The sequence below is a fragment of the Amycolatopsis decaplanina DSM 44594 genome (genome assembly GCF_000342005.1).
Classification (GTDB): domain Bacteria; phylum Actinomycetota; class Actinomycetes; order Mycobacteriales; family Pseudonocardiaceae; genus Amycolatopsis; species Amycolatopsis decaplanina.
Genome location: NZ_AOHO01000048.1, coordinates 94,378 through 117,588, shown reverse-complemented (window position 1 = coordinate 117,588; position 23,211 = coordinate 94,378). Strand labels below are relative to the sequence as shown.

The window sequence follows — 23,211 nt, the reverse complement described above, 5'->3', positions numbered from 1 at the left end:
TGACGAAAACGCGCTGCCAGGGCGCGGCGAAGGCTCTCCGTGCGGCTCCGCAATCAGTTCTCGATCATGTCGACGAAGTCGCGTTCATGACGTTCGGCGAGCCGGTTGTACCAGAGGCCGATGCCGAACAGGAACGGAAAAGGCGCCACCCCGAGGATCAACCAGGGCAACGGAATGCCCACGACGGCCACCCGTCCGAATGACGGGATCAGGTAGAAGAGCACCGGAAGCGAACACAGCGTGACCATCACCAGCAGCGCCAGCAGGGAGGCCGTCCGCAGCTGGATCTTCACCAGATCCTTGACCAGGAGCTTGCCCCAGCTGGTCTGTTCTTCGAGTTCGACCCTGGCCCGCAGGCTGCTGGTCGCCTGCCGCCGATCGGCGAGGATCACCCGCTGCCGCTTGGGTTTCGCGTGCTGTTCGGGTTTGGCCTGCTCGTGCTTCGGACCGGACGGCGCGCCCGGCACGGGCTCGACCGCGGCGCCCTCCGGTACCGCCGGTTTCCTGTTCCTGCCCTTGCCCAGCGTCGGGTCCGGTTCGCGAACGCCGTTGACCCGGCGGTAATAGTCGTCCGTCACGTCGACCGGTTCGCGCCGACCAGCCTGTCCTTGAGGGCGCGCGTGTGACGGCGGCTCACCGGCAGCACCTTCTCCTCGTTACCGATCACGACCTGATAGCCGCCCTGCCCCATGCGCAGTTCGGTGATCAGCGGCAGCGAGACCAGGAACGACCTGTGGATGCGGACGAAACCCGCCTTCTCCCAGCGTTCTTCGAGTTGGGCGAGCGGGATGCGGACCAGGTGACTGCCGTCGGTGGTGAACAGCCGGGCGTAGTCGCCCTGCGCCTCGACCCAGCGGACCGAAGACCGCGGGATGAGCTTCGTGGTGCCCGCGAGCTCGACGGGGATGACCTCGTCGTCGTTCTTGACCTGCCCTAGGCCGCCTTCCTGGCGGTACTGCGGCGCGGCGCTGGCGGCGAGCTTGTCGATCACGCGGGTGATCGCGCGGTCGAGACGATCCTGCTGGTACGGCTTGAGCACGTAGTCGAGCGCGCCGAGGTCGAAGGCGTTGACCGCTTCTTCCGCGTGGCCGGTGACGAACACCAGCGCCGGCGACGGGCGCAGCGCGGCGAACACGCGGGACATCTCCATCCCGGACAGACCGGGCATGTCGATGTCGGCGAACACCGCGTCCACGATCGGCAGGCCGCGGGCCTTGCGGTCGGCCAGCCTCGGATCGTCCGCGGACAGCAGGCGCAGCGCCTCCGAAGCGTCTATCGCCGGGTAGACCAGGGCGACGTGCGGGCTGTTCCGGAGACAGTGGACGAGTTCGTCTAGCCCTTTGGGCTCATCGTCCACCGCCAGGACGATGAGCTTTCGGGTGTCATCGTGAGCACTCACAGTGAGACGCATCCTGCCCATTGCCGGGTTCCTTGTCCAGCCCGCTTCACGAAAGTCGAACGAAAGGACGGCACCGGCACCCCCGCGCCTGGGGTGGCCGGTGCCGTCATCTTTTCCGGTGGCACGAACCGCCTCGCCGTGCCACACCTATCCCTTCACGAGGTGAAGGTGAACCAGTTGACGCTCACGAAATCGGCGGGCTGTCCGCTCGTGAAGGTCAAATAGACGTCGTGCTTCCCGGTGACGCCGCTGATGTTCGCCGGGATGGTCCGCCAGCTCTGCCAGCCTCCGGTGTTCGCGACGGCGAAGCTGCCGACGGGCGGGTTCGACCGGCTGTCGAGCCGGACTTCGACGAGGCCGCTCACGCCACCCGCCGCTCCGGACGCGACGCGCGCCTGGAACTGTCTGCCGGTCTGCGTCCCGAAGTCGATGCCTGGGTACAGCGCCCAATCCCCGTTGCCCGCGGGGCCGATGTTCTGGCCGCCGCCCGAATCGGACGTGGCCTGTTTGGCGATCCCGGCCGCCTGGCCGTACGACTCCGCCTGGATCGTGCCGTACGCGCTGCCACCGCCGGGACTTGCCGTGGTCGTCGTCGGCGTGGTGGGTGTCGTGCCGCCGCCTCGGGTCAGGACGGTGACGTAGTCGACGAGCATCGGATGCCCTGGCACGATCCCGGGTCCCGGGGCCGTGGTGCCGGAGTTGTTGTTCGGGAACGCGCCGCCAATGGCGACGTTCAGCAGCACGAAGTAGCCCGCGTGGTTCGTCATGTTCGCCCACGTCGTGGCGTCGACCTGGTTCTGGCCGACCGAATGGAACTGCTGTCCGTCCACCAGCCAGCGGAACACGTTGGGGCTGACGCTCGTGTCCCATTCGAAGGTGTAGGTGTGGAACGCGCTCTGGCAGCTCGCGCCCGGACAGGTGCGACTGCCGACGAGGCCGGTGGTCTCGTCGCACGGGCCGCCGGGGTTGACGCCGCAGTGCAGCACGCCCCAGACCGTGTTGATCCCGTTGACGTTCTCCATGATGTCGAACTCGCCCACGGCGGGCCAGTTCCAGTAGTTGCCGCGATACGGCGAGCCCAGCGCCCAGAACGCGGGCCAGTAGCCGAGCGCCGCCGCGCCGGTGACGTTCGGCATCTGGATGCGGCCTTCGATCCGCAGCGCGCCGCCCGCGGGCGGTTTGAAGTTCGTGCGCTGCGTTTCGATCCGCGCCGAGGTCCAGTTGCCGGCGCCGTCACGCAAAGGCGTGATCCGCAGGTTTCCGGCCCCGTCCTGGGCCAGGTTGGCGGGATTCGCCGTGTAGTTCTGGATCTCGCCGGTGCCCCAGTTGGCCGGGCCACCGGGATACGCGTGGCCGGTGTCGATGATCCAGTTCGCGCTCGACGGGAGCGAACCCGCGGCGCCGGTGAAGTCGTCGGTGAACACGGTGGTCCAGCCCGACGGCGGCGGTGGGACGGCGGCGGAAGCGGGGATCGTGAGCGGGACCGCGATCAAAGCCGCGCCGAGCGCCGAACCGAGCGCGATCTTCCAGCGACTCCGGCGGCTCGTATGGGGAGAAGTAACGGACATCGGACCTCCTCGTCAACGCTGTCGAGGTTTGTTGCCGTTCACAACAAAGCGGTATGTCCGATATGAGACCTGGTCTGAACCACTTACGCCTACCACCGTTCGGGTGAATCAGTCCGAGCCCGAACGCGAAGAACGGCCCGATCCGCGAAGACCGGGCCGCTCATCTCATGCGGGTCAGAGGCCGAAGCGGCTCCAAGCGGCCTTGTGCTGCACTGCGTCCAGCAGCGCGCTCGCCGCGGCGGGGGCGCCGATCCCGAGCCGCGCCAGCAGCGGCTTCTTCGGTTCGGCGACCGCGATCTCGGCGTCCGGGTACCGCTCGGTGATCACCTGGCGGAGGCTGCCGACGCCGTCGATCAGGCCGAGTTCGACCGCGCGGGCACCCAGCCAGACGTCTCCGGTGAACAGGTCGTCGGAGCCGGACAGCCGGTCCCCCCGGCGTTCGGTGACCCAGTCGACGAACAGTTCGTGGAGCTGGCCGTGCATCTTCTTCAGCCACTCGACGTCTTCCGGCTTCTCCGGGCTGAACGGGTCGAGCCGTGACTTGTTCGCCCCCGCGGTGTGCAGCCGCCGCTCGATGCCGAACCGCTCCAGCAGGCCGGTGAACCCGAATCCGCCGCTGATCACACCGATGGAGCCGACCATCGACGTCCGGTGCGCGTAGATCTCGTCGGCCGCGCAGGCCAGCCAGTACCCGCCGGACGCGGCGACGTCCTCGGCGAACGCCAGCACCGGCACGTTCTTCTCGTCGGCGAGCTGGCGGATCCGCTCGGCGACCAGACCCGACTGCGTCGGCGCCCCGCCGGGGGAGTTGATCTGCAGCGCGACGGCCTTCAGCCGCTCGTGCGCGAACGCGCGGGTCAGCGCCGATTCGACGGCGGTGAGGTTGATCGACCCCCTGGCCAAGGGTGAGGGGGTCGGCGTGATCACCCCGTGCAGCTTGACCACGGCGACGATGTCCTTGCGTTCACCCCGGTCGCCGATCATGGGTAAACGGGAGGTCAGCTTGTCCGCAACGCTCATACTCCCAGGTTACCGACGTTCAGGACGGCAGCACGCCGCTGCGCGAACCGCTCACCCCACTGGCCTCGTTCGGACCGCCCTGAGGTGGGACGGCCGCGCTGTCGGCGGAGAAGTCCGGCAGGTTCGGCCGCACGCCGGGCATGAACTTCGGCACCCGCAGGGTCACCTTCATACCGGCGCCGGGCGCCGTTTCGACCATGAGCGCGTAGTCGCGGCCGAACACCTGCTGCATCCGCTGGTTGATGTTGCCGAGGCCGACGTGCGCGCCCGTGCGGTGCTGGCTGCGGAGGTCCGCGAGCTTGGCGGGCTCCATGCCGATGCCGTCGTCCTCGACACTGATCAGCGCTTCGGCGCCGTAGTCCTCGGCGATCACCGTGACGCATCCTCCGGAAGGCTTCGACGCCAGACCGTGTTTGACGGCGTTCTCCACCAGCGGCTGGATGATCAGGAACGGGACGACCACCGAAAGCACCTCGGGCGCGATCTTCATCCGCACTTCGAGCCGTCCGCCGAAGCGAGCGTTCTCGATGGTCAGATACCGGTCGATGTTCCGCAGTTCCTCGGCGAGCGAGATGAACATGCCCGACGTCCGGAACGAGTAGCGCGTGAAGTCCGCGAAGTCCTGAAGCAGCTCTCGCGCTTCCTCCGGGTCCGTCCGGATCAGCGACGAGATGGTGTTGAGCGCGTTGTAGACGAAGTGCGGCGAGATCTGCGCGCGCAACGCCTTGATCTCCGCCTGCTGGAGCTGGTTCTTCGATTCGTCCAGGCGCGCCAGCTCGAACTGGGTGCAGACGAACTGCGCGACCGCGTCGGCCATCTGCACCAGCCGCCCGCGCGTGCGCCCGACGACCAGCAGCGCGGCCTCGGTCTCGCCCTCGACGATCAGCGGCACGATCACCGCTGTCCGCATCCGGCAGGTGCCGCGGTGGTTGCACGGCATCTTGTCGTGCGCGACGACCTCGCGGCGGTGCTTGCGGATCGCGTTGCCGATGGCGTCGACGAGGTCGACGTAGTGGTCGTTGGCCTCGCCGTCCCAGGACAGCAGCGTGCCTTCGCTGTCGGTGATGCCGACGGCGACGCAGTCGAGCATCTCCAGCAGCTGGCTGGTGATCTTGTCCGCGACCTGTTCGTCCAGTCCCTCGCGGAGATCCGGTGTCGCCTTCGACATCCGGTGGACGGCCTGCAGCACCGCGTTCTCCACGATGCTCGCGGGACGCCGCAGCTTGATCAGCAGGACGACGACGAGGATCGCGAGCAGCAACGCCACACCCCAAGGGATGATCTGCGCGATCTCGAGCCCGGACACGGCGTCCATGCTCTGCGCTCGACCAACCGGGTGCAAGGCCTGCTCCCCACTTTCCGTTGAGTTGTGACAACCGAGGGTGGGGCCGACCCTACCCAAGACCGGGGTGTCGTCCCCATGGTCGCTCCCCGTCACACGGGAAAGACTGTGGGCAGGCAATCGCTTCCGGGGGAGGAACACAATGCGCGGATCGGGGAAACTCGCGGCGGGGGTGCTGGCGGGGGTCCTGCTGGCGAGCGGGACGGCGGCCGCGACCGGGGACCCGGTGCGCGCGGCGGTCGGCGACCTGGTCGCCAAAGGGGGTTTTCCGGGAGCGGTCGTCCAGGTCCGGAACGGTGAGGCGGTCTCGCGCTTCGGCGCCGGGTACGCGAACCCGGTCACCCACGAACCCGCGGGGCCTCACCACCGGTTCCGGATCGCCAGCAACACCAAGGCCTTCGTCGCCACCGTGGTCCTGCAGTTGGCGGGCGAAGGCGCGCTTTCGCTCGACGATCCGATCGAGCGGCGGCTGCCCGGTGCCGTGCGCGGACCGGGCTACGAACCGGAGAAGATCACGCTGCGCATGCTGCTGAACCACACCAGCGGTTTGCACGACCCGCTGGATCCGCACTTCTTCGACCCGTACCTCGTCCAGGGGAACCGGGCGCACATCATCACTCCGTCCGAGGTGATCCGGCGATCGCTCGTCGATCCGCCCTCGTTCGCGCCGGGCACCGACGTGAAGTACTCGAACACCGGATACCTGTTGCTGGGCAAGGTGATCGAGAAGGTCACCCGCAACGACGTCCGCGAGGAGATCCAGCGGCGGATCCTCGATCCGCTCGGTCTCGGCCGGACGTATTTCCCGCTGTGGTCACCGTTCCTGCGCGGTCCGCATCTGCACGGCTACGACATGAGCGCGCAGGACATGACCGTGTTCAGCCCGTCGTACGACTGGACCGCGGGCGCGATGGTCTCGACCGTCGACGAGCTCGCGACGTTCCACCGCGCGTTGCTGGCGGGACGACTCCTGGAACCCGCGCAACAGGCGGAACTCAAGCGACTGGTGCCGTACAGCGAGTTGGGCGCGTACGGCGCCGGCGTCGAGACGCTCAACCTGCCTTGCGCGGGTGGCACGAAGACGGTTTGGGGCAACACCGGTGCCGGGCCGGGGTTCTACAGCGTCTCGATGAGCACCGCGGACGGCGCGAAGCAGATCGTGCTGGCGCTGAACGTGTACGACCTCGCCGCGGAATCGCGCGGCGGGAAGCGGGTGCCGAAGCCGCCGATGCCCGCGGTGATGGCCGCCCTCTGCTGACCTCGTGAGTGGCAAGGACGGTTAGAACCGTCCTCACCACTCACGAGTCACTTGAGCAGGCGCGACATCCGCCGGTCGGCCAAGGGCTTCCCGCCGGTCTGGCAGGTCGGGCAGTACTGGAACGACTTGTCCGCGAACGAGATCTCGCGGATCGTGTCGCCGCAGACCGGACACGGCAGCCCGGTGCGCGCGTGCACCCGCAGCCCGGACCGCTTCTCTCCCTTGAGCCGGGCCGCGGACTGCCCGACCGAACGCGTCACGGCGCTGGTCAGCACTTCGCGGATGGCCTCCGAGAGCCCGTCGAGCGCCCCGTCGGACAGCTTTCCGGTCGTGGCGTAGGGAGAAAGCTTCGCCATATGCATGATCTCGTCGGAGTAGGCGTTGCCGATCCCGGCGATCAGCGACTGATCGGTCAGCGCCGTCTTCAATCGTTCGGTGCGCCCGGCGAACAACTTCTCGAGCTCCGTGCGGTCCAGCGAAAGCGCGTCCGGCCCGAGCCGCGCGATACTGGCGACCTCCTTCTCCGGATCACGCACGATCCAGACCGCCAGCCCCTTCTTCGTCCCGGCCTCGGTGAGATCGAAGCCCGGCCCGGCGGCGGCGTCGAGGTGGACGCGCAGCGAGATCGGCCCCTTGCCAGGTTTGAGCGGCGTCGGCGACAACGCGTCGGACCAGCGCAGCCAGCCCGCCCTCGCCAGGTGGACGACCAGATGGAGATCCCCGGCGACGAGATCGAGATGCTTGCCGAAACGGCCGGCCCCGGTGATCTCGCGACCATGCAGCTCGGGCACGGGCGGCGTCGCCGTCTTCAGCACGCTGAGGGACGACACGTCGACGCGGAAGACCGTCTTGCCCACGGCGTGTTCACGCAGGTGGTGGGCGAGCGCTTCGACCTCGGGTAACTCGGGCATGCCCCCAGTCTCGCGCGTTCAGGCAGCCGCGACTACTCCACCGGGTGCAACGGGCCGTCGAAATCCGGCAGCGAGTGCTTCTGGATGGTCTTGGTGATCTTCGAGACCTCACCGCGCACCGTGAACATGCCGCGGATGGTGCCCACCCAGCGCTCCGACGGCCTGTCGCCCGCCAGATCGCCCTCGGTCTCGGCGACCACGGTCCACGGGCGGCGCAGGATCCACCGCAGCGGGAAGAACAAGGCGATCAGCAGAAGCGCCAGCGGAACCCACGACGGGATCATCACGTCGGCGGGGGTCCACATGATGAGCACGATCGCGAGCAGCGCCGTCACGGCGATCATCGCGATACCCGGGCCGTAGCTGCCCGCCACATCGTGCTCGAAATCGTCCGCTGTCGCGGGAGCACGCCATTCCATCTGGGCTCGGACCACCCAGTCACGGCCGTCCTCGCCGTGCACCAGCCGGTTCATTCAGTCGCCTCCCGCGCGGCCGCTCGCTCGTCGTGAGCGAGTCCCACCGTACCGTGACGGGAGCCGGATTCGCGAGAGTTCGAAGGTGATATGCCCGCTCGGGCGTTATGGGCACGTCGGGTAGTCGACACCCGGTTCCGGATAGTGGGAAGTCGGTTTCACCGGGCTCGGCTCGTCTTCCCACGGGTCGCCGGACGGTGTCCCGGTCGTGCTCCCGGGCGTACCGGTCACCGACGAAGAGGACCCTTCCGGGGCAGTCGTGTTCGACTCCGATGGCTCGGTGGAGTCCCGTGAGGTCGTCGTCGTGGTGGCGGTCGGGCTCAACGACTCCTCGGTGGGGTCGGGCGATTCCCCCGGCGGGAGGTCGTCCCGCTTCGAGGTGGTCTGGTTCGTGCCGGTGCCCGTGCCCGGGATCTCGTTCCGCGGCGAGGTCTCCTCCTGCGAGGGATTCCGCTCGTCCGGCGGCCGCACGACGTCACCGCCGCCGAGTTCCTTCCGAGACGTGCCCACGCCGGGCAGGCTCGGCATGTCGGACACACCGAGTTCGGCACTCGGGCCCCGCCCGGTCACGACCGGCTGAACGCCCATGCCGTGCAGCTGGTCTTCGGCGATCCGTTGCGGCGGGATCTCCACCGGCTGGTCATGGGCGGGCGGCGCGACCTGCGGCGGCAACAACGCCAGCTCCGGCTGCCCACCCCCGGACAGGCCGATGGTGTGGGTGAAGTCAGTGCCGAACACGGCCGGACCGGCGACGATTCCGACCGCACCCGCGGCGGCCGTCGACGCCACCGCCAGGCCGACCTTCACCTTCGAGCCGAGCAGAACCCCCTTGACCGACGCGGCGAATCCGGACAACGCCCCGCTCGCGTGGGCCCCGGCGGCCGCCGGCACCAGCAGTGCCACCACACCGGCGTGCGCCCGCAGCGAGGAACAGACGTCACGCAGCTCGTCGTGAGTGGCCCGGCAGGACTGACAGGCGATCAGGTGGGTCTTGATCCGGCGGGCCTCGGCCCCGGTCACGCTGCCCGCGGTGAACCCGCCCAGCTTCTCCACCACCGCGCGGCACGAATCCGGCCCGCGGTTCACCGACAGATGCGCCTGCAGATACGCCGCACGCAACCCCTGCCGCGCCCGACGGGCCAGCGCCGCCGTCGCGTTCGCGCTCAACCCGAAATGCGGCGCGACCATCGCCGGCTGCTCGCCTTCGACCTCGGTCTGCCACAACACCGAACGCCACCGCTCGGGCAAACTCGTGAAAGCGGTCGTGATCAGCGAATGCTCGGCCGTACGGGCGTGCGTGTCCGCCCCCGCCCCGGCCCGGAAGGTCAGCTCGTCGTCGCTCACCGGCACGTCACGACGCGCGCCGTGCCACTCCCACGAAACCCGGCGGGCCACCGTCAGCAGATACGCCCGCACGTAGTCGCGCGGCCCGGCGCCCCGGCGCAACGCCTGAAGCACCCGGAAGAAGGTCTCGGCCGTGATGTCCTCCGCCTCCGACCGATCGGAGGCCAGACTGCGGGCCAGCCGCCGCACCGCGGCGGCGTGAAGTTCGAAAAGCTCCCCGAAGGCGGCGTCCTCCCCATCACGAAGACGCTGGAGCAATGCCTGCTCGTCGGATTCCGAGGCCGCCTGAAGCGGCACCGTGCCCTGCTCGGTCATCCGGCCAGGCACCTCCTCCCCGAAGGACTCACCATTCGGTCGAATGGGGACACCATACGGAGGTATGCAGCTGTCGTCACCCCTTGTACGCCAGGTGTGACACCGAAGCACCTTTAGGGGTGGGTGCAAACCGCTACAGACGGTCGGTGTATGGTTGTTCCACTGCTTCAAACGAGTGCCGAAGCAGAGCAACACACGCGGATGTAGCGCAGCTGGTAGCGCATCACCTTGCCAAGGTGAGGGTCGCGGGTTCGAATCCCGTCATCCGCTCGCAAGTGAGCGCGATGTGTCCAGGGAACGCCTGTACCATGGCTTGCTCACCATAATTCCCGGGGCCTCGGCCTCCGGACCCCCACGGTGCCTGTGCCTCATCTTTTCGGGTGGGTGTATGGCTCGTGGGGTTTCTTGGTTTCGGTTTCCTTTGTTCTCTGATCTTGATGGTTACTAAGTGCTACAGGTTCGGTGAGCGGAGTCACACGACCGTAGTAATTCGAATTTGTGCATATGTGGGCGAGGGTGCACCGGCGGAACCGGTGCGCCCTTCGTGCTCAGGAAGGCACGCAGGTGGGCTGCGGGCGCTTCCACAAGGTCACCAGCCGACCGTTCGGTAGGGGCCGCGTCGCGACCGGCATGAACCCCGACGCCGTCGCGGCGGAGACCATGGACGGCGGATCCACCTTCGGCTCGAATTCGTTGATCGTTCCCGTCGCCGTGAACAGCAGGCACGTCTTGCTCGCGTCACCGCTGTTGCTGTTCTGGTACGACGTCAGCCAGCCACGGTAATCCGGCTCGGTGTTCCCGTTCGCCGTCGGATCGACCTGCGGCAACGCCACCCCGTAGCCGAACTTCCGCAGCATCTCCAATTGCACGGTGTTGGTGTTGAAGAGCCGGTCACGGAACCCGAACGCCGTCGCCCCGCCCAACGCGTGATGCTCTTCCACCTGACCGGCGGCCCATTCCGACGCGGCCCGCCACTCCCGCGCCGTCTCCACACTCACCGGCTCGGCGACCTGACCGTCCGGGTCGGCGTAGATCTGCGGAACGCCGCGACCGTCGGTGACCTTGGACGTGCCCAGCACCGGCAGATCCACCTCCCAGGGACGAGCGGTCGGCAGGCGCAGATCCACCATCGGCACCAGCGCCAGTAGCCCGACCGCGGCGACCACGAACGGCAGAACCCGCCGAAGCGAACGGTGTGCCCTGTACAGCCCCCAGAGTGCCAGGATCGCCATGGACGGGATCAGCGGGAGGAAGAAGGCGGTGCCCGTGTTCTTGGACGTCAGCACCGTCAGCCCGCCTTCCGCAACGAGCAGCGCCGACGGAAACAGCGGCGACGCCACCGACGAGCGAAAGGCGTCCTTCACCGGACCGGTCCGGAGCTTCACGACCGCCACGACGATCGCGGCGACAAGGCCTGCGCACAGCAGCAGCGTGTGCGGCAGCCCGTGGTCGAAGATCAGCAGCCGGAGCCGCGCGACCCAGGCCGCAGGGTTGAACACCCCCGCTTCCTCGCCGAACTCCACAGATTGCTTCCCGTAGCCGAAACCAGTCAGGTACCTGAAGACCCGGGCACCGTTGGGCACCAGCCACATCGCCGCGACGCCGGCAGCCACAAGCGCCGCGAGGGCCAAACGCTTCAGGCGTTCCTTCCGGCCGTCGGAGACCATCGCCTGGATCAACGCGGCCAGCACCAACGCGGGTACGAACGCGATGGCCATCGTCCTCGACAACGGCATCAGTCCGACGAAGACGCCGAAGAGCACGACGAACCGCGTTTTCGACAGCCCTTCGGAACGAATCAGGCAATAGACGGCCGCTGTCGTCATGACCGCCGCGGGCAGGGCGAAGTGGTAGGCGCGGGCCTCGAAGAGCACGCCCGGAGCGGTGGCGATCAGCACCGTGGCGATCCAGGCGAACGGGCGGCCTGCCACCCTGTTGGCCACGGCGTGCGTGAGCAGGATCAACGCCACCCCGGCCACCAGCGGGACGAGGAACGCGGCCACCGTGCCGGTCCCGGTCGCGAAGAAGTGCAGTGAGGTCAGCGCGGGCAGCAGCGGCGCTTGGATGCCCGGGGACTCGACGGCTTCGACCCAGCCGGCGGCACCGTCCCGGAGTGCCGCGCCGTGGTTGTTCAACGCCATGCCGAAGTAGCCGGCCTCGTCGATGTCGAAAACCTGGCCATCGCGATACAGAACGATCCACCGGAAGTTGACGAGCAACCAAGCGATCGCCACGCCTAGCAGTACCCATGTGTTCACCTGGACGCGGCGAATCCCCCTGGTCAAGACCATGGTCGAGAATGTAGCCGCGCCCCTGAGCCGGCTAGAGCGCGGGCGCTTTGAAGGGGTCGTGCTCGGACAGGAGCTTGTCGACCCGTGCCTGGTCGACTCTGCTGACGACCGAGTTCTCGTCCTGCCGGTCACGGATGCACTTGGCGAGGGTGAACGCCGAAGTGGTCAGGAAGAGCATGCCAAGGGCGAGGAAGCCGCGGACCCAGCCGTCGACCGGCAGGTACCAAATGCCGACTACGACCGCGACCAGCGCCAGGCCGAACGAGAGGGCGGCCTGGACGAAGAACGCGACGGTGGCGGGAGACGCTGCGGAGGTTTTCGTCATGCGTACCAAGGTCGCGCCGGCACCCCGCGATGTCTTGAGTACGGCTACTCAAGATGGGTTGCGATTCAGATCTCGTAGCCGTCGATCACGGTCGGCGCGACCGGGGACAGGTGGTCGTCGCCGCGTTCGGTGACCAGGCCGCGGGCCATCCGGTACACCTTGAATTCGTTGTCGTGCTCGGGATCCTGGTCGTCCCAGACGTGGAGGAGACCGTAGGAACCGGGCGCGAGATCGCCGACGCGGATGAACAGGTCCACCAGCTCGGGGGCGATCGCCGTGCCGTGCTTGTCCATGCCGCCCAGGTGCAGCACCGGCACCCCGGCGGCCCAGCGAAGGTCGAGAAGGTCACCGCCGTCGAAATCGCGGACGGCGCGGTGCACCCGCTCGACGATGCGCTCAAGCAGCGCCGCGTCGTCGTCACCGGAAGGGCTCGCTTGGATGGTCACCCACCCGTGGTATTCGAACACCCGCCTGAGTTTAGGCAGGTCCGCCCGCCGGACGGTGGTCAGCCCGCCATCGCGGCCGGCGCCCCGTCGCGCCGCAGCGCGTTCTTGAAAACCTGTCCGCCGTGCTTCTCGAAGGCGGGCACGAACTTCTCGCCGTAGACGCACAAGGTCCGTTCCCAGGGGTGCCCGAGCGTGCCGAAACGGAAGTCGTTCGCCAGGAACATGTGGTAGTCCGTGCGCGGGAACACCGGGACCGGCCATGGGTCGAGCGCGGCGTGCCGATGCGGGTAAAAGCGGTACGACTGGTGCTGCCAGTGCAGCACCCACACCCACTCGTCCTCGGCGACGCAGTCCTTCAGCGCCGAGAGGGCGACACGAGCGACGTCGTTCTGCTCGACGGCGTACGGGCCGAGCCGGAATTCGGGCGACGAGCGGTCGAGACCGCCGGGCGCGAGATCCCACGCGACGGACGGAGCGGGTTCACGGAAACCGGGCCAGGCGTGCGCGTAGGTGCTCGGCCAGAACGCGAGCTTGTCGTAGACCCAGTACCAAGCGGGCTCATCTGCGACCCTGGAGATGGCTTCCCAAGCGTTGTTCACGAGCGACCCTCGGTGGTTCGGCCGATTAAGACTGGGAAAGCTTCGTGTTCGGGGCCCAAGTTGTCCAGCTCGTGGGCATTCTCCGCGAAACTGTCACCTGATCAGGTGTCTTGCGCCGTCGCCGGAACCGTGAGAATGACGGTACGTGAACGGCGAGCCCACCGAATGCGGGCTCGCCGTCGTTCGATCACGCGGCCGCCTCCCAAAGGCTCATGAAGGCCGAGGCCTCACTCCGCACCCACGGTCGCACCTTGTCGCGATCGCGCGGCGACAACGCGAACTCCTTCGAACGCCGGACGTCGACGACCAGAGGACGCCCGCCCGGTCGCAGCTCGTCCATGGTCTGTTCGAGCAACCACAGCACCATCTGTGCCGCGTCCCGGCTCAGCGGCTCCTCCTTGAAGTAAAGCCAGGTCACGTACACGGGGCCGTCGCCCTTGCGCAGGCCGAGGTGCGGGTTGATACCCACTTCGAGCGAGCCGAGCCGCCATCGTGACCGGCCGACCTCGGCCAGCCGCAGATCGCGCCGCCCGACGTAGCGAAGCCAGCCATTGGCGATCTCGGTGTAGTGCGGCCGCGTGCGCTCGTCCGCGTTCTCGACCAGCGCCCGCAGTACCTCGCGATCCCGCCCGGAGATGCGTCCGGCGCGGATCGCGTTCGCGGCGCGGAGGTAGAAGTTGAACCCGCCCCGGGCCGGATCCTCGTACTGGCGGCGCCAGCGCCGGACGAACGAGGAACGCGAGGGACCCGAGCTCGTGCTGTACCCCACGAACGTGGGCAGGGTGATGTAGGCCATCCGTGTCTGCCTTTCGCCGCTGTTCCTGCTGTACAACGACCATTTTAGAACACATGTACGACAGAAAACGGGGCTTTACGGGTGACGCGGGAAAGGCGGCCAAGGCCCTTCGAGCAGCTCGGCCGACTCCTCGAGGATCGGCACCTCGCAGACGTCCCTCGGGGTGAGATCGGTCGGGATCCAGCTGTCGAGCATCGCCGACCAGCGCGTGATCCCCCGCAACGACAGCGGGGATCCGAGCAACTCGCCGACCTCGCTGACCAGCGCGCCGCCGGCCGCGGGCGAGAGGCGGCCCTCGACCATCGCGGTGAGCCAGCCGTGGATCAGCAGCCAGCGGGCGGCCGTCGGGTCGGCGGGCAGTTCGAGCCCGAGTTCGTCGACGACCTGGCCGAACGCCTTGTCGACGGCGTCTTCGGCGGAAGATCCGAGCCCGGCGAGCAAGGCGAGGGACGGGGTGTCGAGTCCGGCGACGATCGCGTCCAGACCGGCCTCGACCAGGTGGGAGGTGCGGACGTCGCGTCCGGCGAGCCTGCCGATGGCCAGCTCGCGCAGCGCGCCGCGACACGCGTCGATTTCCGTCACCCGGCACTTCCCACGTCCGCCACCGTACCGCTGAAGGGGACTTTCACCTCGTCTCACGCGGCGAAGGGAGCTTTCGCCGCGTGCCATGCGGGGAAAGTCCCCTTCAGCTCGCGCAAGATCGGTGCTGGACCCGGTCGTGAGTGGAGGCAAGAATGAGGAAAGACCACATCAACCACCCATAAGGGTGCATGCAACACTGGCTGCCCACACCCGGCGGCAGGGGGCTGAATGAGCTGGCAAGACGAGCTTCGACTGCTGGACGTCGAGCTGGCCGCGGGTCGTATCGGGCACGCCGAACACCGCAGGAAGCGTGACGAGCTCCTGGCGGAGGCCTCCGGCGGGACGATGCCGTCGCCGGTCCCGTCACCGCTGCGGCGCCCGGGCGGGGAGTGGCACAGCGCCAATCCCGCCGCGCGCCCGGTCGAGCCGCCCACGGTCACGGTCCAGCAGCCCCAGCCGTACCAGCAGATCCAGCCGGTGCACACGCCGCCGCCGGTGGTCGTCGAGCAACCCGAAAAGAAGACCGCCATCCCGCGGATCGCGGACCACAAGACCACCGCGCCCTCACCCGCCGACATCAACCCGACGGTCTACCTGCGCGCCGAGCCGCCGCCGGTCAAGGACAGGCCGTCGACTCGCGAGATGAACCGGCCGCTTCCGCCGCTGGCCCCCGAGCCCGGCCCGCGCCACCACGCGCCCGCCGAGGACTACGCGGTCGTCGGCGAACGCAAGCCGACCTGGCTGTTCATCGGCGCCGGCGTGCTGGTCGTGCTGGCGTTGATCATCGGCGGGACGCTGTGGCTGGGCTCGTCGCGGTCCTCGAACGTCGCCGAGCAGCCTCCCGCGCCGAGCGTGGCCCAGCCGCCGGAGGGCCTGGCGCCGTCGGGCCGGCCCGGCAGCGCCCAGACCCCGTTGGAGGACCGGCTGCCCGCGCTGCCGGGGACTCCGTCGAAGGACAACTCGACGATGTCGGTCGCGAAGGGTGTCGAGCTCAACCTCTACTCGAAGGCCGCGGGCGACTACCTCGCGTCGAAGAACGTCACGTCCGTCACCTACAAGGGCTCGAACGAGGGAACGAACAGCTACCTCGTCCTGGTGATCCCGGCGAACGACGCGAAGGACGCGGCCGCGATCGTCAAGTATTTCCGGGAGAACTCGATCAACGCCGGACTGCGCGAGCAGCGCGTCGGCGATCGGCTCGCCCTCGTCGGCGCGAACAAGAACGGCCAGCTCAGTGGCATCGGTTATGTCTCCGGGACGATGGCCGTGACGACCTGGGTCTCGCAGCCGCTCGGCGGCGACCCGCAGGCACTCGACACCCGTCTGGAGCAGACGCTGACCTCGTTGGACACTGTTCTGCCGTCGAGCTGAGAAGCGCAGGTCGCGGGGAGATCACGATTCGACCCGCGAGGGCGCAGCGAGTCCGGGCAGTGCAGAATGTGCGAGGTCACCGCAGTGGTGGTATCGCGACGGCCGGGAGCGTTCCTCCCGCCGGAAATTCGGATAAGGGGGCCGGTGGTGTCCTGGCAGGAAGAGCTGCGCAATCTGGACGAAGAGCTCGCATCTGGACGGCTCTCCGCGGACGATTACCGGCTCCGCCGTGACCAGGTGCTGTCCTCGGCGGTCGCGTACGGCGACCCCGCCCAGCAGCAGGTCCAGCAGCCCGGCCAGCAGCCGCAGCAGCCGTTCCAGCAGCCGCCGTTCCAGCAGCCGCCCGCTCCGCAACAGCAGCAGGCGCCGCAGCAACAGCCCGGCCAGCCCAGCGCCGACTCGACGCAGATCATCGCGCCGGTGAACCAGCCGCAGCAGAGCGGCGAGGGCGAGCGCACCCAGGTCGTCCCGAACTGGCAGCAACAGCAGGCCGATCCGAACCGCACCCAGGTCGTGCCGCCGGTGGCGTCGCCGCCGGGCGGTTTCCCGCAGCAGGGCCAGGCGTCCCCGGCCGGTGGTTTCCCCCAGCAGGGGCAGGCCTCGCCTGCCGGCGGCTTCCCGCAGCAGCAACAGCAGGGCTACCAGCAGCAGCCGCCGCAGCAGCAGGGCTGGACCGACAACGACGCCAGCCCGCCGTGGGGTGGTTCGGACTTCCCGCCGATTTCGCCGGTCGGCAGCACGGAGTGGGTCAAGCAGGGCCCCGAGCTGTTCGAGGACAAGCCCAAGGGCAAGGGCGGCAAGATCGCGATCATCGCGATCGTCGCCGTCCTGGTCCTAGCCGGTCTCGGTGTCGGCGGTTACTTCGCCTTCTCCGGCGGCGGTGACACCCCGCCGGACCCGACGGCCGCGCCGCAGTCGCCCCAGTCGCAGGCTCCCCCGCCGTCGTCGACCAAACCGAAGACGCCCGAAGAGCTGCTGTTCGAGAAGATCCCGGAGCAGTCCGGTGAAGAGGACTCGAAGAGCGGCGCGATCCCCGTGGCCCAGCTCGCCGAGATCACCGGCATGGAGAAGGGCGAGGCGGATCTGGTCATCGCCGCCGGCGTGAAGCAGGTCGCGTACCGCGGCTCGCAGAAGCAGCCGGACGAGACCGGCCCTCAGCCGGCGAAGATCTCGATCACGGTCATCCCGCTGACCAGCCCCGGCGCCGCCGGTGACCTGGTCAAGCAGCTGCGCCAGTACCAGACGAGCAACGGGTTCGTGCAGATCACCGAGCCGCTGCCGGGCATGCCGCCGAAGCTGAACTTCCAGAAGAAGATCGACGGCGACAAGGGCACCTACCGCGGCACCTGGATCAGCGGCAACAACATCGTCCGGGTCGACATCCTCCAGAACCCGCTCGGCGGGGAAGAGGGCGAGAAGGCGTTGAGCGGCACGTACCAGCGTGCGGTGAAGAAGACGCTGGAAAACTACGCCGTCACCAGCTGAGTGATGACCGCGGAGACGGCACGGCTGATCACGACCCTGCTCTCCCTGGCCGAGGACACCGGTTCGTTGTCCGACGAACTGCACTTCGCCGGCTGGGACGCCGCCGAGCGTGTTCCGCTCGACCACGGCGCCGCGAACGTCCTCCGGGCGCTCGTGCTGCCGAAGGCGGCGCGGGTCCTGGAGGTCGGCGCCGGTTTCGGTGGTCTGACGCGGTACTTGGGTGAGGTTTCGGCGACGGTGCACGCCGTCGAGGCCGACCCGGTCCGCGCCGCCGCGGTGCGGTTCCGCACCCGCGACCTCGGCACGGTCTCGGTGCACGACCGGCCGCCCGCCGACGGTTACGACCTCGTCGTCGTCCAGCAGCCGTACGCGACGCGGGGCTTGCTTGACTCGGTTCGCGAGCGGCTGTCGCCGATGGGCGCCGTCGTGGTGCTGACGTCGTCGCGCGGCGTCGCCAGGACGCTCGCGGCGGCGGGCCTCGAAGTCCAGCGTGAGCTGCTCTGCTCCCCCGGTCACGAGGTCGCCCGCGCGGTGCGCGGCGCGCAGATCGACGCCGAGCTGCCCCGGCTGTCCGCGGCGATCTCCGATGGTCCCGCGAACGGACTCGCCCTGCTCTGCGGTCCCGGCGCCGCCGCGCTCTGGCCCGCGTACCGGCTCGCGACCTACTTCAACACCGCGGAGCGCGCCGCGTTCGCGTGCACTCGCGCCGACGTCGTGCGGACCGGGGAGGGTGCCGAAGTCCGCCGCGTGCCGCTGGTGCCGTCGCCGCCGGTGGCCGGGATCTCGGTCGGACCGTGCACGGACAAGGTCTACGACGCCCCGACGATGGTCGAAGTCCTGCTCGACGAGCCGGAGCGCGTCGCGGAATTGCTCACCGGATGGCGGGATCTCGTCCGTGCGGAGGCCGCGCGCGGGGTCGAGGCGCTGTGGGATCTGGTGCCGCACAACGTCCTCGTCGACGGCGCGACACTGCGCCCGATCGACCTCGAGTGGCGGCACGCGGGCGCCGGCGTGTCCGAAGTGGTCGAGCGCGGGGTGCTCGTGCTGGCCGACAAACTCACCGACGCGGGCTGGTCCGCTGCGGCGGAGGGCGGTTCGATGCGCGACCTGGCGGGCTGGCTCGGCGTGCTGATCGGACTCCATCCCTCCTTTGTGGACAGTGCACTGGCGCGTGAGGCCGCCTTCTCCGCGATCGGCTCGTGCGGCACCGCCCACGGCACGGACGAAGTACGCGCGGCGATCGCCGGGGTCTGGCGAACGCGCCTGGCGAGAACCGTCCACGAGTACCGTTCACCCAAGGTCGGCGCCGGTGTGGCGGCGAACGAAGACGAGGTAGCGAAGCGATGACGAGCCTGCATACCGCCGGCATCCTGACCCCGGACCGGCCGGTCGGGCACCTGTTCGAACTCCGGGGCTGGACGACCGGGATCAGCCGGATCGACGAGATGTCCGTGACCATCGCGGACGTCGAGGCGAATCTGTTCCCCGAGCCGTGCCCGGGCGCGCCCGAAGGCACTTTCGGCTGGCGTGCGGTCCCGGCAAACTGGGTCCCCGCGGGCACCCAGGACATCGTCGTCACCGGTCCGGGCGAGCGCGTGCTGAACCAGGCGACCGTCCACGTCGGAACGCTGCCCGGCGAAGAACCGCTGTGGCTCGGGGAACTCGAGGCACCGAAGCAGGGCAAGGTTTCCGAAGGGCACGTCGTCTACGTGACGGGTTGGGCGCTGTTGCAGGGCCGCGCGCCGAGCCTGATCGAGGTCATGGTCGAGGGCGGCGGCACGGTCAGCGCGCGCACCCGCCTGCCGCGCAAGGACGTTCCCAAGGAATTCCCCGGCTTCGACGACGCCGCGGTAAGTGGCTTCGAGGCCTGGGTGCCTGTCGACCTCCCGTACGGCGAAGAGCGGACGCTGTCGCTTCGCGTCCGGTACCGCACCGAAGGCGTCGGCGAGGTCGTGTCGGCGAAGCGCACCTTCACGCTTCGCAACCCTGTCGCGGACCTGGACGACGCCGAACTCGCCGACGAGCTGGCCGGGGACACCGCTCGCGCGATGGCGCGGGTGAACATCCCGACCGACCCGAGGCACGTGCTGGTGTTCACGCACAGCCTCGGCGTCGGCGGCGGGCAGCTGTGGCTGCAGGAACTGCTGAGCCGGATGGTGACCGACCACGGCTGGCAGGTCAGCCTGGTCAGCGAAACCGACGGCCCGCTGCGCGCCGACTGCCACGAACTCGGCATTCCCGTGCACGTCACGACGCACTACCGGAACCAGACGGTGCCCGCCTACGAAGGGCACGTCGCCGAGCTGGCTCGCTTCGCGAAGTGCTCCGGAGCGGGCGTCGCGCTCGTCAATACTCTCGGCGGCTTCGTCGGCGCGGACGCGGCCAAGCGCGCCGGGATGCCGACGGCGTGGGTCATCCACGAGAGCTTCTCGCTGCCCGCGTTCGCCTACCAGAACTGGGGCCCGGTGAAACCGCCCGCAGCGGTTTGGCAGCGCTGGGAGAGCACCCTCGCCGAGGTCGACAAGCTGCTGTTCGTCGCGGACGCGACGCGCGAGATGTTCCTGCCGTACAGCAAGCCGGAGCGCTGCCGGACTGTCCGATACGGCACGCCGATGCACAAGTTCGGCGGCCGGACGCGGTCGGAGACGCGGCAGCAGGCGCGCAACATGCTCGGCTACACACCGGACGACATCGTGCTGGTCAACATCGGCATCGCGGAGTCCCGCAAGGGGCAGGCGCCGCTGATCTCGGCGATGGAGCGGATCCACAAGATCCACCCCGAGGCGAAGCTGTCCATCGTCGGCCTGCACCCGTCGCCGTACGGGCTGGCGATGGAGGAATCCGTCGAGCGCGCCGGGCTGGAGAAGTCGGTCAGCCTGGTGCCGATCCAGCCGGATCCGCTGCGCTGGCTGCAGGCCGCGGACATCTTCGTGAACAGCTCCGACATCGAGTCGCTGCCGCGGTCGATCCTCGAAGCCGTCTGCTGTGGCGTCCCGGTCGCGGCGACCGACGTGTTCGGCGCGCGGGAGATGATCGTCGACGGCGAGACGGGCTGGCTGTTCGAGACCAACGACGTCGACGCGCTGACCGCGGCGTTGCTGCGCGCGCTGGGCACGTCGGCCACGCGCCGCCGTGAGATGGCCAAGGCCGCGCACGAGAAACTGCTGCCGTGGCTCGATCCGGCGGGCTACGCGCGCGAGTACTCCGAAATCCTGACCGAACTGAGTGGGGGCGTTCATGTCTGACACCGACATTCCCGGCCGTGTCCAGGCCGAGCTGACCCGGCTCCGGGCCGAGCGGCAGGTTTTCACCGCCGAGCAGGACCGGCTGAAGGCGAAGCTGGCCGAAACCGAACACGAGCTGCGTGAGGCCACCTCGGCCGCGTCCGACGAAGACGAGTCGGCCGCTGTGCACGAGAAGCTCGCCTCACAGCAGGAAGAGCTCGATGTCGCGAAGGCGCGTCTGCAGGCGCTGGAGGCCGAGGTCCTGCTCGCCCACCAGCAGCGTGACTCGCTGCGCGCGGAGCTGAAGACCTGCCGTGAGGAGCGGGACAAACTGCGGCTCGCGCTGCTCGACGCCGAACTCGTGGTGTCCGCGGGCGTCGTCGACGCGGACGTCCTGCCCGGCGGCGAGCCGTCGGCCGACCGGCAGCGCCTGCTCAACGCCGAACGTCTCGCCGCCGAGATGGCCAGGGAACTCGACGCCACACGTCGCACCGTCAGCTGGCGGGTCACCGCTCCGCTGCGGGTCGTGCGGAAGAAGATGGATCGGCCGTGACCGAACTCTGCTTCGTCTCCGCCGAGGGCGGTTCCGCCTTCATGGAGGAGCTCCTGGAGGTGGTCGCCGACGCCGTGCGCACCGCGGGCGGCAAGGCCAGGACCGCGATCGGCAAGTATCCCGAGGCCGGGGGCGACACGGTGTACGTCGTCGTCCCTCACGAGTATTTCGTGACCGTCCCGGACGGTGACTTCCCGACCGCCGCACAGTGCCGGCGCACCATCGGGTTCTGCGTGGAACATCCCGGGACGGCGACCTTCGAGCGCAACGCCGAACTGCTGTCCATCCTGGGCGGCGCCGTCGACATCAACACCGATTCGACCGCCGAACTGCGGCGGCGCGGGATCGCCGTCGAGCACTTCCAGCTCGGCTACAGCCCGCTGTGGGATCTGTGGGGCGGAGACCTCGACAGCCCGCGCGACCTCGACGTCACCTACCTCGGTACGGCCGAGCGGCGGCGTTCGGTGCTGCTCGGTTCGTACGCGCGGGACCTCGCCGGGCTGCGGACGCGGCTGCTGACCCCGCCGCACGAGCCGATGACCGCCGCCCGCGTCGACTTCCTGCCGGGCAAGGCGAAGTTCGAGCACCTCGCGCGGTCGCGGTTCCTGCTGAACCTGCACCGCGAGCGGAAGCAGACCCTGGAGTGGGTGCGCACGCTCGAAGCGATGACCAACGGCTGTGTGGTGGTCAGCGAGACGTCCGTCGACGTCGAACCGCTGGTCCCCGGCGAGCACCTGGTCCTCGCGAGGCCGGAGGCGCTGGGCTCGGTCGCCGCCGCGCTCGCCGACGAACCCGAACGGGAACGGCACCTGCGTTCGGCCGCCTACGGCTTTGTGAAGTCGCTGGACATGACGGCGTCCGCGCGGCGGCTGATCGAGCTGGCGTCTTCGCTGGGTTCGGCACCGGCCGCGGACATCGCCCCGGCGCGGGCGCTGGCGACGAGTCTGCGGAACCCGGAGAACGCGCTGGCCATCGACACCCCGTCGTTCGACGCACGGTTCGCGGGTGACCGGTCCGCCGGCGGACCGGCTTCGGCACGCGGGACGGCGTTGTCGGCGCGGATCGCGCAGCGCGCGGCAGGTGCGCGGCGGGTCGCCACGCGGCGCTGGGAGCCCGCGGCGGCCTCGCTGCCGGGTACCGCCGATGTCGACGCGCTGATCGTGCGCCGGGCCGGCGAAGTCGACCCGGACGAACTCGCGAACGACCTGCTCACCGGCAGCGTGCCGCCGCGGAAGGTGCTCGTCGGCGAGGACGGCGTGCACCCGTGGCCGCGTCCGCGCCCGTACGACGTCCTGCTGCACGACACCCCGCTCGGCCGCGGGCTCACCCGGAACTCGCTGCTGGAACGCTCGACGGCTTCGTGGCTGCTGGTGCTCGACGGAGGGATGCGTGCTTCGGAGTTCCTGCTGGAGCGCCTGCTGGCCGCTTCGGAGGGGGCCGACGTCGTGCACTGCCCGGTCGCGGACCCGGTGGACGGCCTGGTCGGCGCACTGCCGCCGGAGGAGCGGCGCCTGCGGACGCTGCCGTATCTGGGCAGCGGATACCTGGTGCGGCGGTCGCTGGTGGACGAATTCGGCGGGTGGAACACCGAGGTACTGTTCGAGGGCCTGGAAGATCACCTGTTCTGGCGGCGGGTGGCCGCGGCGGCCCGGCCGACGACGCTCGTGCAGCAGGTGCTGCTGCGACGGCTGCGACCGGACCCGGACTCGCGACCGATGGACCTCGACCCGCATCGGGTGTGGGCGGCGGTCGGCAGCGCTCTGTAGCTCACCTCAAGCGCAATGAAAGGCCCCTTTATCGCAAATTTTGCGATGAAGGGGCCTTTCATTGCACGGTAGCGGGCGTGGCGTTAGCCCGAAAGTGTGAGTTGGGCCGTGTCGGTGAACGTCCTCCCCCGGTGATGCGCCTT

General features: G+C 69.0%; 21 protein-coding genes and 1 tRNA gene. 8 read left to right on the top strand and 14 right to left on the bottom strand.

The features are described from left to right. Positions 1-53: 53 nt before the first annotated feature. From H074_RS13095 to H074_RS13075, 5 genes are all read right to left on the bottom strand, one after another. Positions 54-578 carry a hypothetical protein gene (locus tag H074_RS13095; protein WP_007030520.1) on the bottom strand — a complete coding sequence of 175 codons (525 nt, stop codon included), beginning with the start codon at positions 576-578 and terminating at the stop codon, positions 54-56. Next, on the bottom strand, positions 575-1,411 hold the full coding sequence (locus H074_RS13090; protein ID WP_039922511.1) for a LytR/AlgR family response regulator transcription factor: 837 nt from the start codon (positions 1,409-1,411) through the stop codon (positions 575-577). The genes H074_RS13095 and H074_RS13090 overlap by 4 nt, the downstream gene beginning before the upstream one ends. Positions 1,412-1,554: 143 nt before the next feature. Further along, the gene (locus H074_RS13085; protein ID WP_007030518.1) at positions 1,555-2,967 is read right to left on the bottom strand and encodes a carbohydrate-binding protein; all 1,413 of its coding nucleotides are present in this window, start codon (positions 2,965-2,967) and stop codon (positions 1,555-1,557) included. A gap of 174 nt (positions 2,968-3,141) precedes the next feature. Beyond that, a complete protein-coding gene (locus H074_RS13080) occupies positions 3,142-3,987 on the bottom strand; it encodes a S49 family peptidase (RefSeq protein WP_039922331.1) in 846 nt (281 codons plus the stop codon). A gap of 19 nt (positions 3,988-4,006) precedes the next feature. Beyond that, a complete protein-coding gene (locus H074_RS13075; RefSeq protein ID WP_007030516.1) occupies positions 4,007-5,302 on the bottom strand; it encodes a histidine kinase in 1,296 nt (431 codons plus the stop codon). A 169-nt stretch (positions 5,303-5,471) separates the two neighbouring features. On the opposite strand from H074_RS13075, the gene H074_RS13070 reads away from it, so the two are divergent. Then, positions 5,472-6,587, top strand: coding sequence for a serine hydrolase domain-containing protein (locus H074_RS13070; RefSeq protein WP_007030515.1), 1,116 nt, complete (start codon positions 5,472-5,474; stop codon positions 6,585-6,587). A 47-nt stretch (positions 6,588-6,634) separates the two neighbouring features. Here the strand turns inward: H074_RS13070 and H074_RS13065 are convergent, their stop codons facing one another. The 3 genes from H074_RS13065 to H074_RS13055 all read right to left on the bottom strand — a co-directional run bounded on the left by H074_RS13065 (position 6,635) and on the right by H074_RS13055 (position 9,630). Continuing rightward, complete coding sequence (locus tag H074_RS13065) at positions 6,635-7,498, bottom strand: Fpg/Nei family DNA glycosylase (protein WP_007030514.1); 864 nt, start codon at positions 7,496-7,498, stop codon at positions 6,635-6,637. 32 nt (positions 7,499-7,530) lie between these two features. Continuing rightward, positions 7,531-7,971 (bottom strand): hypothetical protein, encoded by a 441-nt coding sequence (locus tag H074_RS13060; protein WP_005161585.1) that lies wholly within the window; start codon positions 7,969-7,971, stop codon positions 7,531-7,533. 105 nt (positions 7,972-8,076) lie between these two features. Continuing rightward, a complete protein-coding gene (locus H074_RS13055; RefSeq protein WP_007030513.1) occupies positions 8,077-9,630 on the bottom strand; it encodes a sigma-70 family RNA polymerase sigma factor in 1,554 nt (517 codons plus the stop codon). 197 nt (positions 9,631-9,827) lie between these two features. Here H074_RS13055 and H074_RS13050 point away from each other — a divergent pair. Further along, positions 9,828-9,900 (top strand) — tRNA-Gly (locus H074_RS13050). A 278-nt stretch (positions 9,901-10,178) separates the two neighbouring features. Here H074_RS13050 and H074_RS13045 read toward each other — a convergent pair. The 6 genes from H074_RS13045 to H074_RS13020 all read right to left on the bottom strand — a co-directional run bounded on the left by H074_RS13045 (position 10,179) and on the right by H074_RS13020 (position 14,669). Beyond that, positions 10,179-11,921, bottom strand: coding sequence for an ArnT family glycosyltransferase (locus tag H074_RS13045; protein WP_235096747.1), 1,743 nt, complete (start codon positions 11,919-11,921; stop codon positions 10,179-10,181). 31 nt (positions 11,922-11,952) lie between these two features. Continuing rightward, positions 11,953-12,246 (bottom strand): YiaA/YiaB family inner membrane protein, encoded by a 294-nt coding sequence (locus H074_RS13040; protein WP_007030511.1) that lies wholly within the window; start codon positions 12,244-12,246, stop codon positions 11,953-11,955. A 65-nt stretch (positions 12,247-12,311) separates the two neighbouring features. Beyond that, on the bottom strand, positions 12,312-12,713 hold the full coding sequence (locus H074_RS13035; protein ID WP_007030510.1) for an immunity 7 family protein: 402 nt from the start codon (positions 12,711-12,713) through the stop codon (positions 12,312-12,314). Between the two features lie 38 nt (positions 12,714-12,751). Further along, entirely contained in the window at positions 12,752-13,291 is a 540-nt protein-coding gene (locus tag H074_RS13030) for a DUF2716 domain-containing protein (protein WP_007030509.1), read from the bottom strand. A 187-nt stretch (positions 13,292-13,478) separates the two neighbouring features. Continuing rightward, the gene (locus H074_RS13025; RefSeq protein ID WP_007030508.1) at positions 13,479-14,087 is read right to left on the bottom strand and encodes a hypothetical protein; all 609 of its coding nucleotides are present in this window, start codon (positions 14,085-14,087) and stop codon (positions 13,479-13,481) included. A gap of 75 nt (positions 14,088-14,162) precedes the next feature. Further along, complete coding sequence (locus tag H074_RS13020; protein WP_007030507.1) at positions 14,163-14,669, bottom strand: hypothetical protein; 507 nt, start codon at positions 14,667-14,669, stop codon at positions 14,163-14,165. A gap of 228 nt (positions 14,670-14,897) precedes the next feature. Here H074_RS13020 and H074_RS13015 point away from each other — a divergent pair, with 228 nt between their 5' ends. The 6 genes from H074_RS13015 to H074_RS12990 all read left to right on the top strand — a co-directional run bounded on the left by H074_RS13015 (position 14,898) and on the right by H074_RS12990 (position 23,068). Beyond that, on the top strand, positions 14,898-16,040 hold the full coding sequence (locus H074_RS13015) for a flagellar basal body-associated FliL family protein (protein ID WP_007030506.1): 1,143 nt from the start codon (positions 14,898-14,900) through the stop codon (positions 16,038-16,040). A gap of 144 nt (positions 16,041-16,184) precedes the next feature. Continuing rightward, positions 16,185-17,525 (top strand): flagellar basal body-associated FliL family protein, encoded by a 1,341-nt coding sequence (locus H074_RS38770; RefSeq protein WP_007030505.1) that lies wholly within the window; start codon positions 16,185-16,187, stop codon positions 17,523-17,525. A 3-nt stretch (positions 17,526-17,528) separates the two neighbouring features. Then, a complete protein-coding gene (locus H074_RS13005) occupies positions 17,529-18,872 on the top strand; it encodes a methyltransferase (protein ID WP_039922507.1) in 1,344 nt (447 codons plus the stop codon). Then, a complete protein-coding gene (locus H074_RS13000; RefSeq protein ID WP_007030503.1) occupies positions 18,869-20,770 on the top strand; it encodes a glycosyltransferase family 4 protein in 1,902 nt (633 codons plus the stop codon). Before H074_RS13005 ends, H074_RS13000 begins: the two co-directional genes overlap by 4 nt. Continuing rightward, the gene (locus H074_RS12995; RefSeq protein WP_235096746.1) at positions 20,763-21,302 is read left to right on the top strand and encodes a hypothetical protein; all 540 of its coding nucleotides are present in this window, start codon (positions 20,763-20,765) and stop codon (positions 21,300-21,302) included. Before H074_RS13000 ends, H074_RS12995 begins: the two co-directional genes overlap by 8 nt. Then, complete coding sequence (locus tag H074_RS12990) at positions 21,299-23,068, top strand: glycosyltransferase family protein (protein ID WP_007030501.1); 1,770 nt, start codon at positions 21,299-21,301, stop codon at positions 23,066-23,068. The genes H074_RS12995 and H074_RS12990 overlap by 4 nt, the downstream gene beginning before the upstream one ends. Positions 23,069-23,211: the final 143 nt, after the last annotated feature.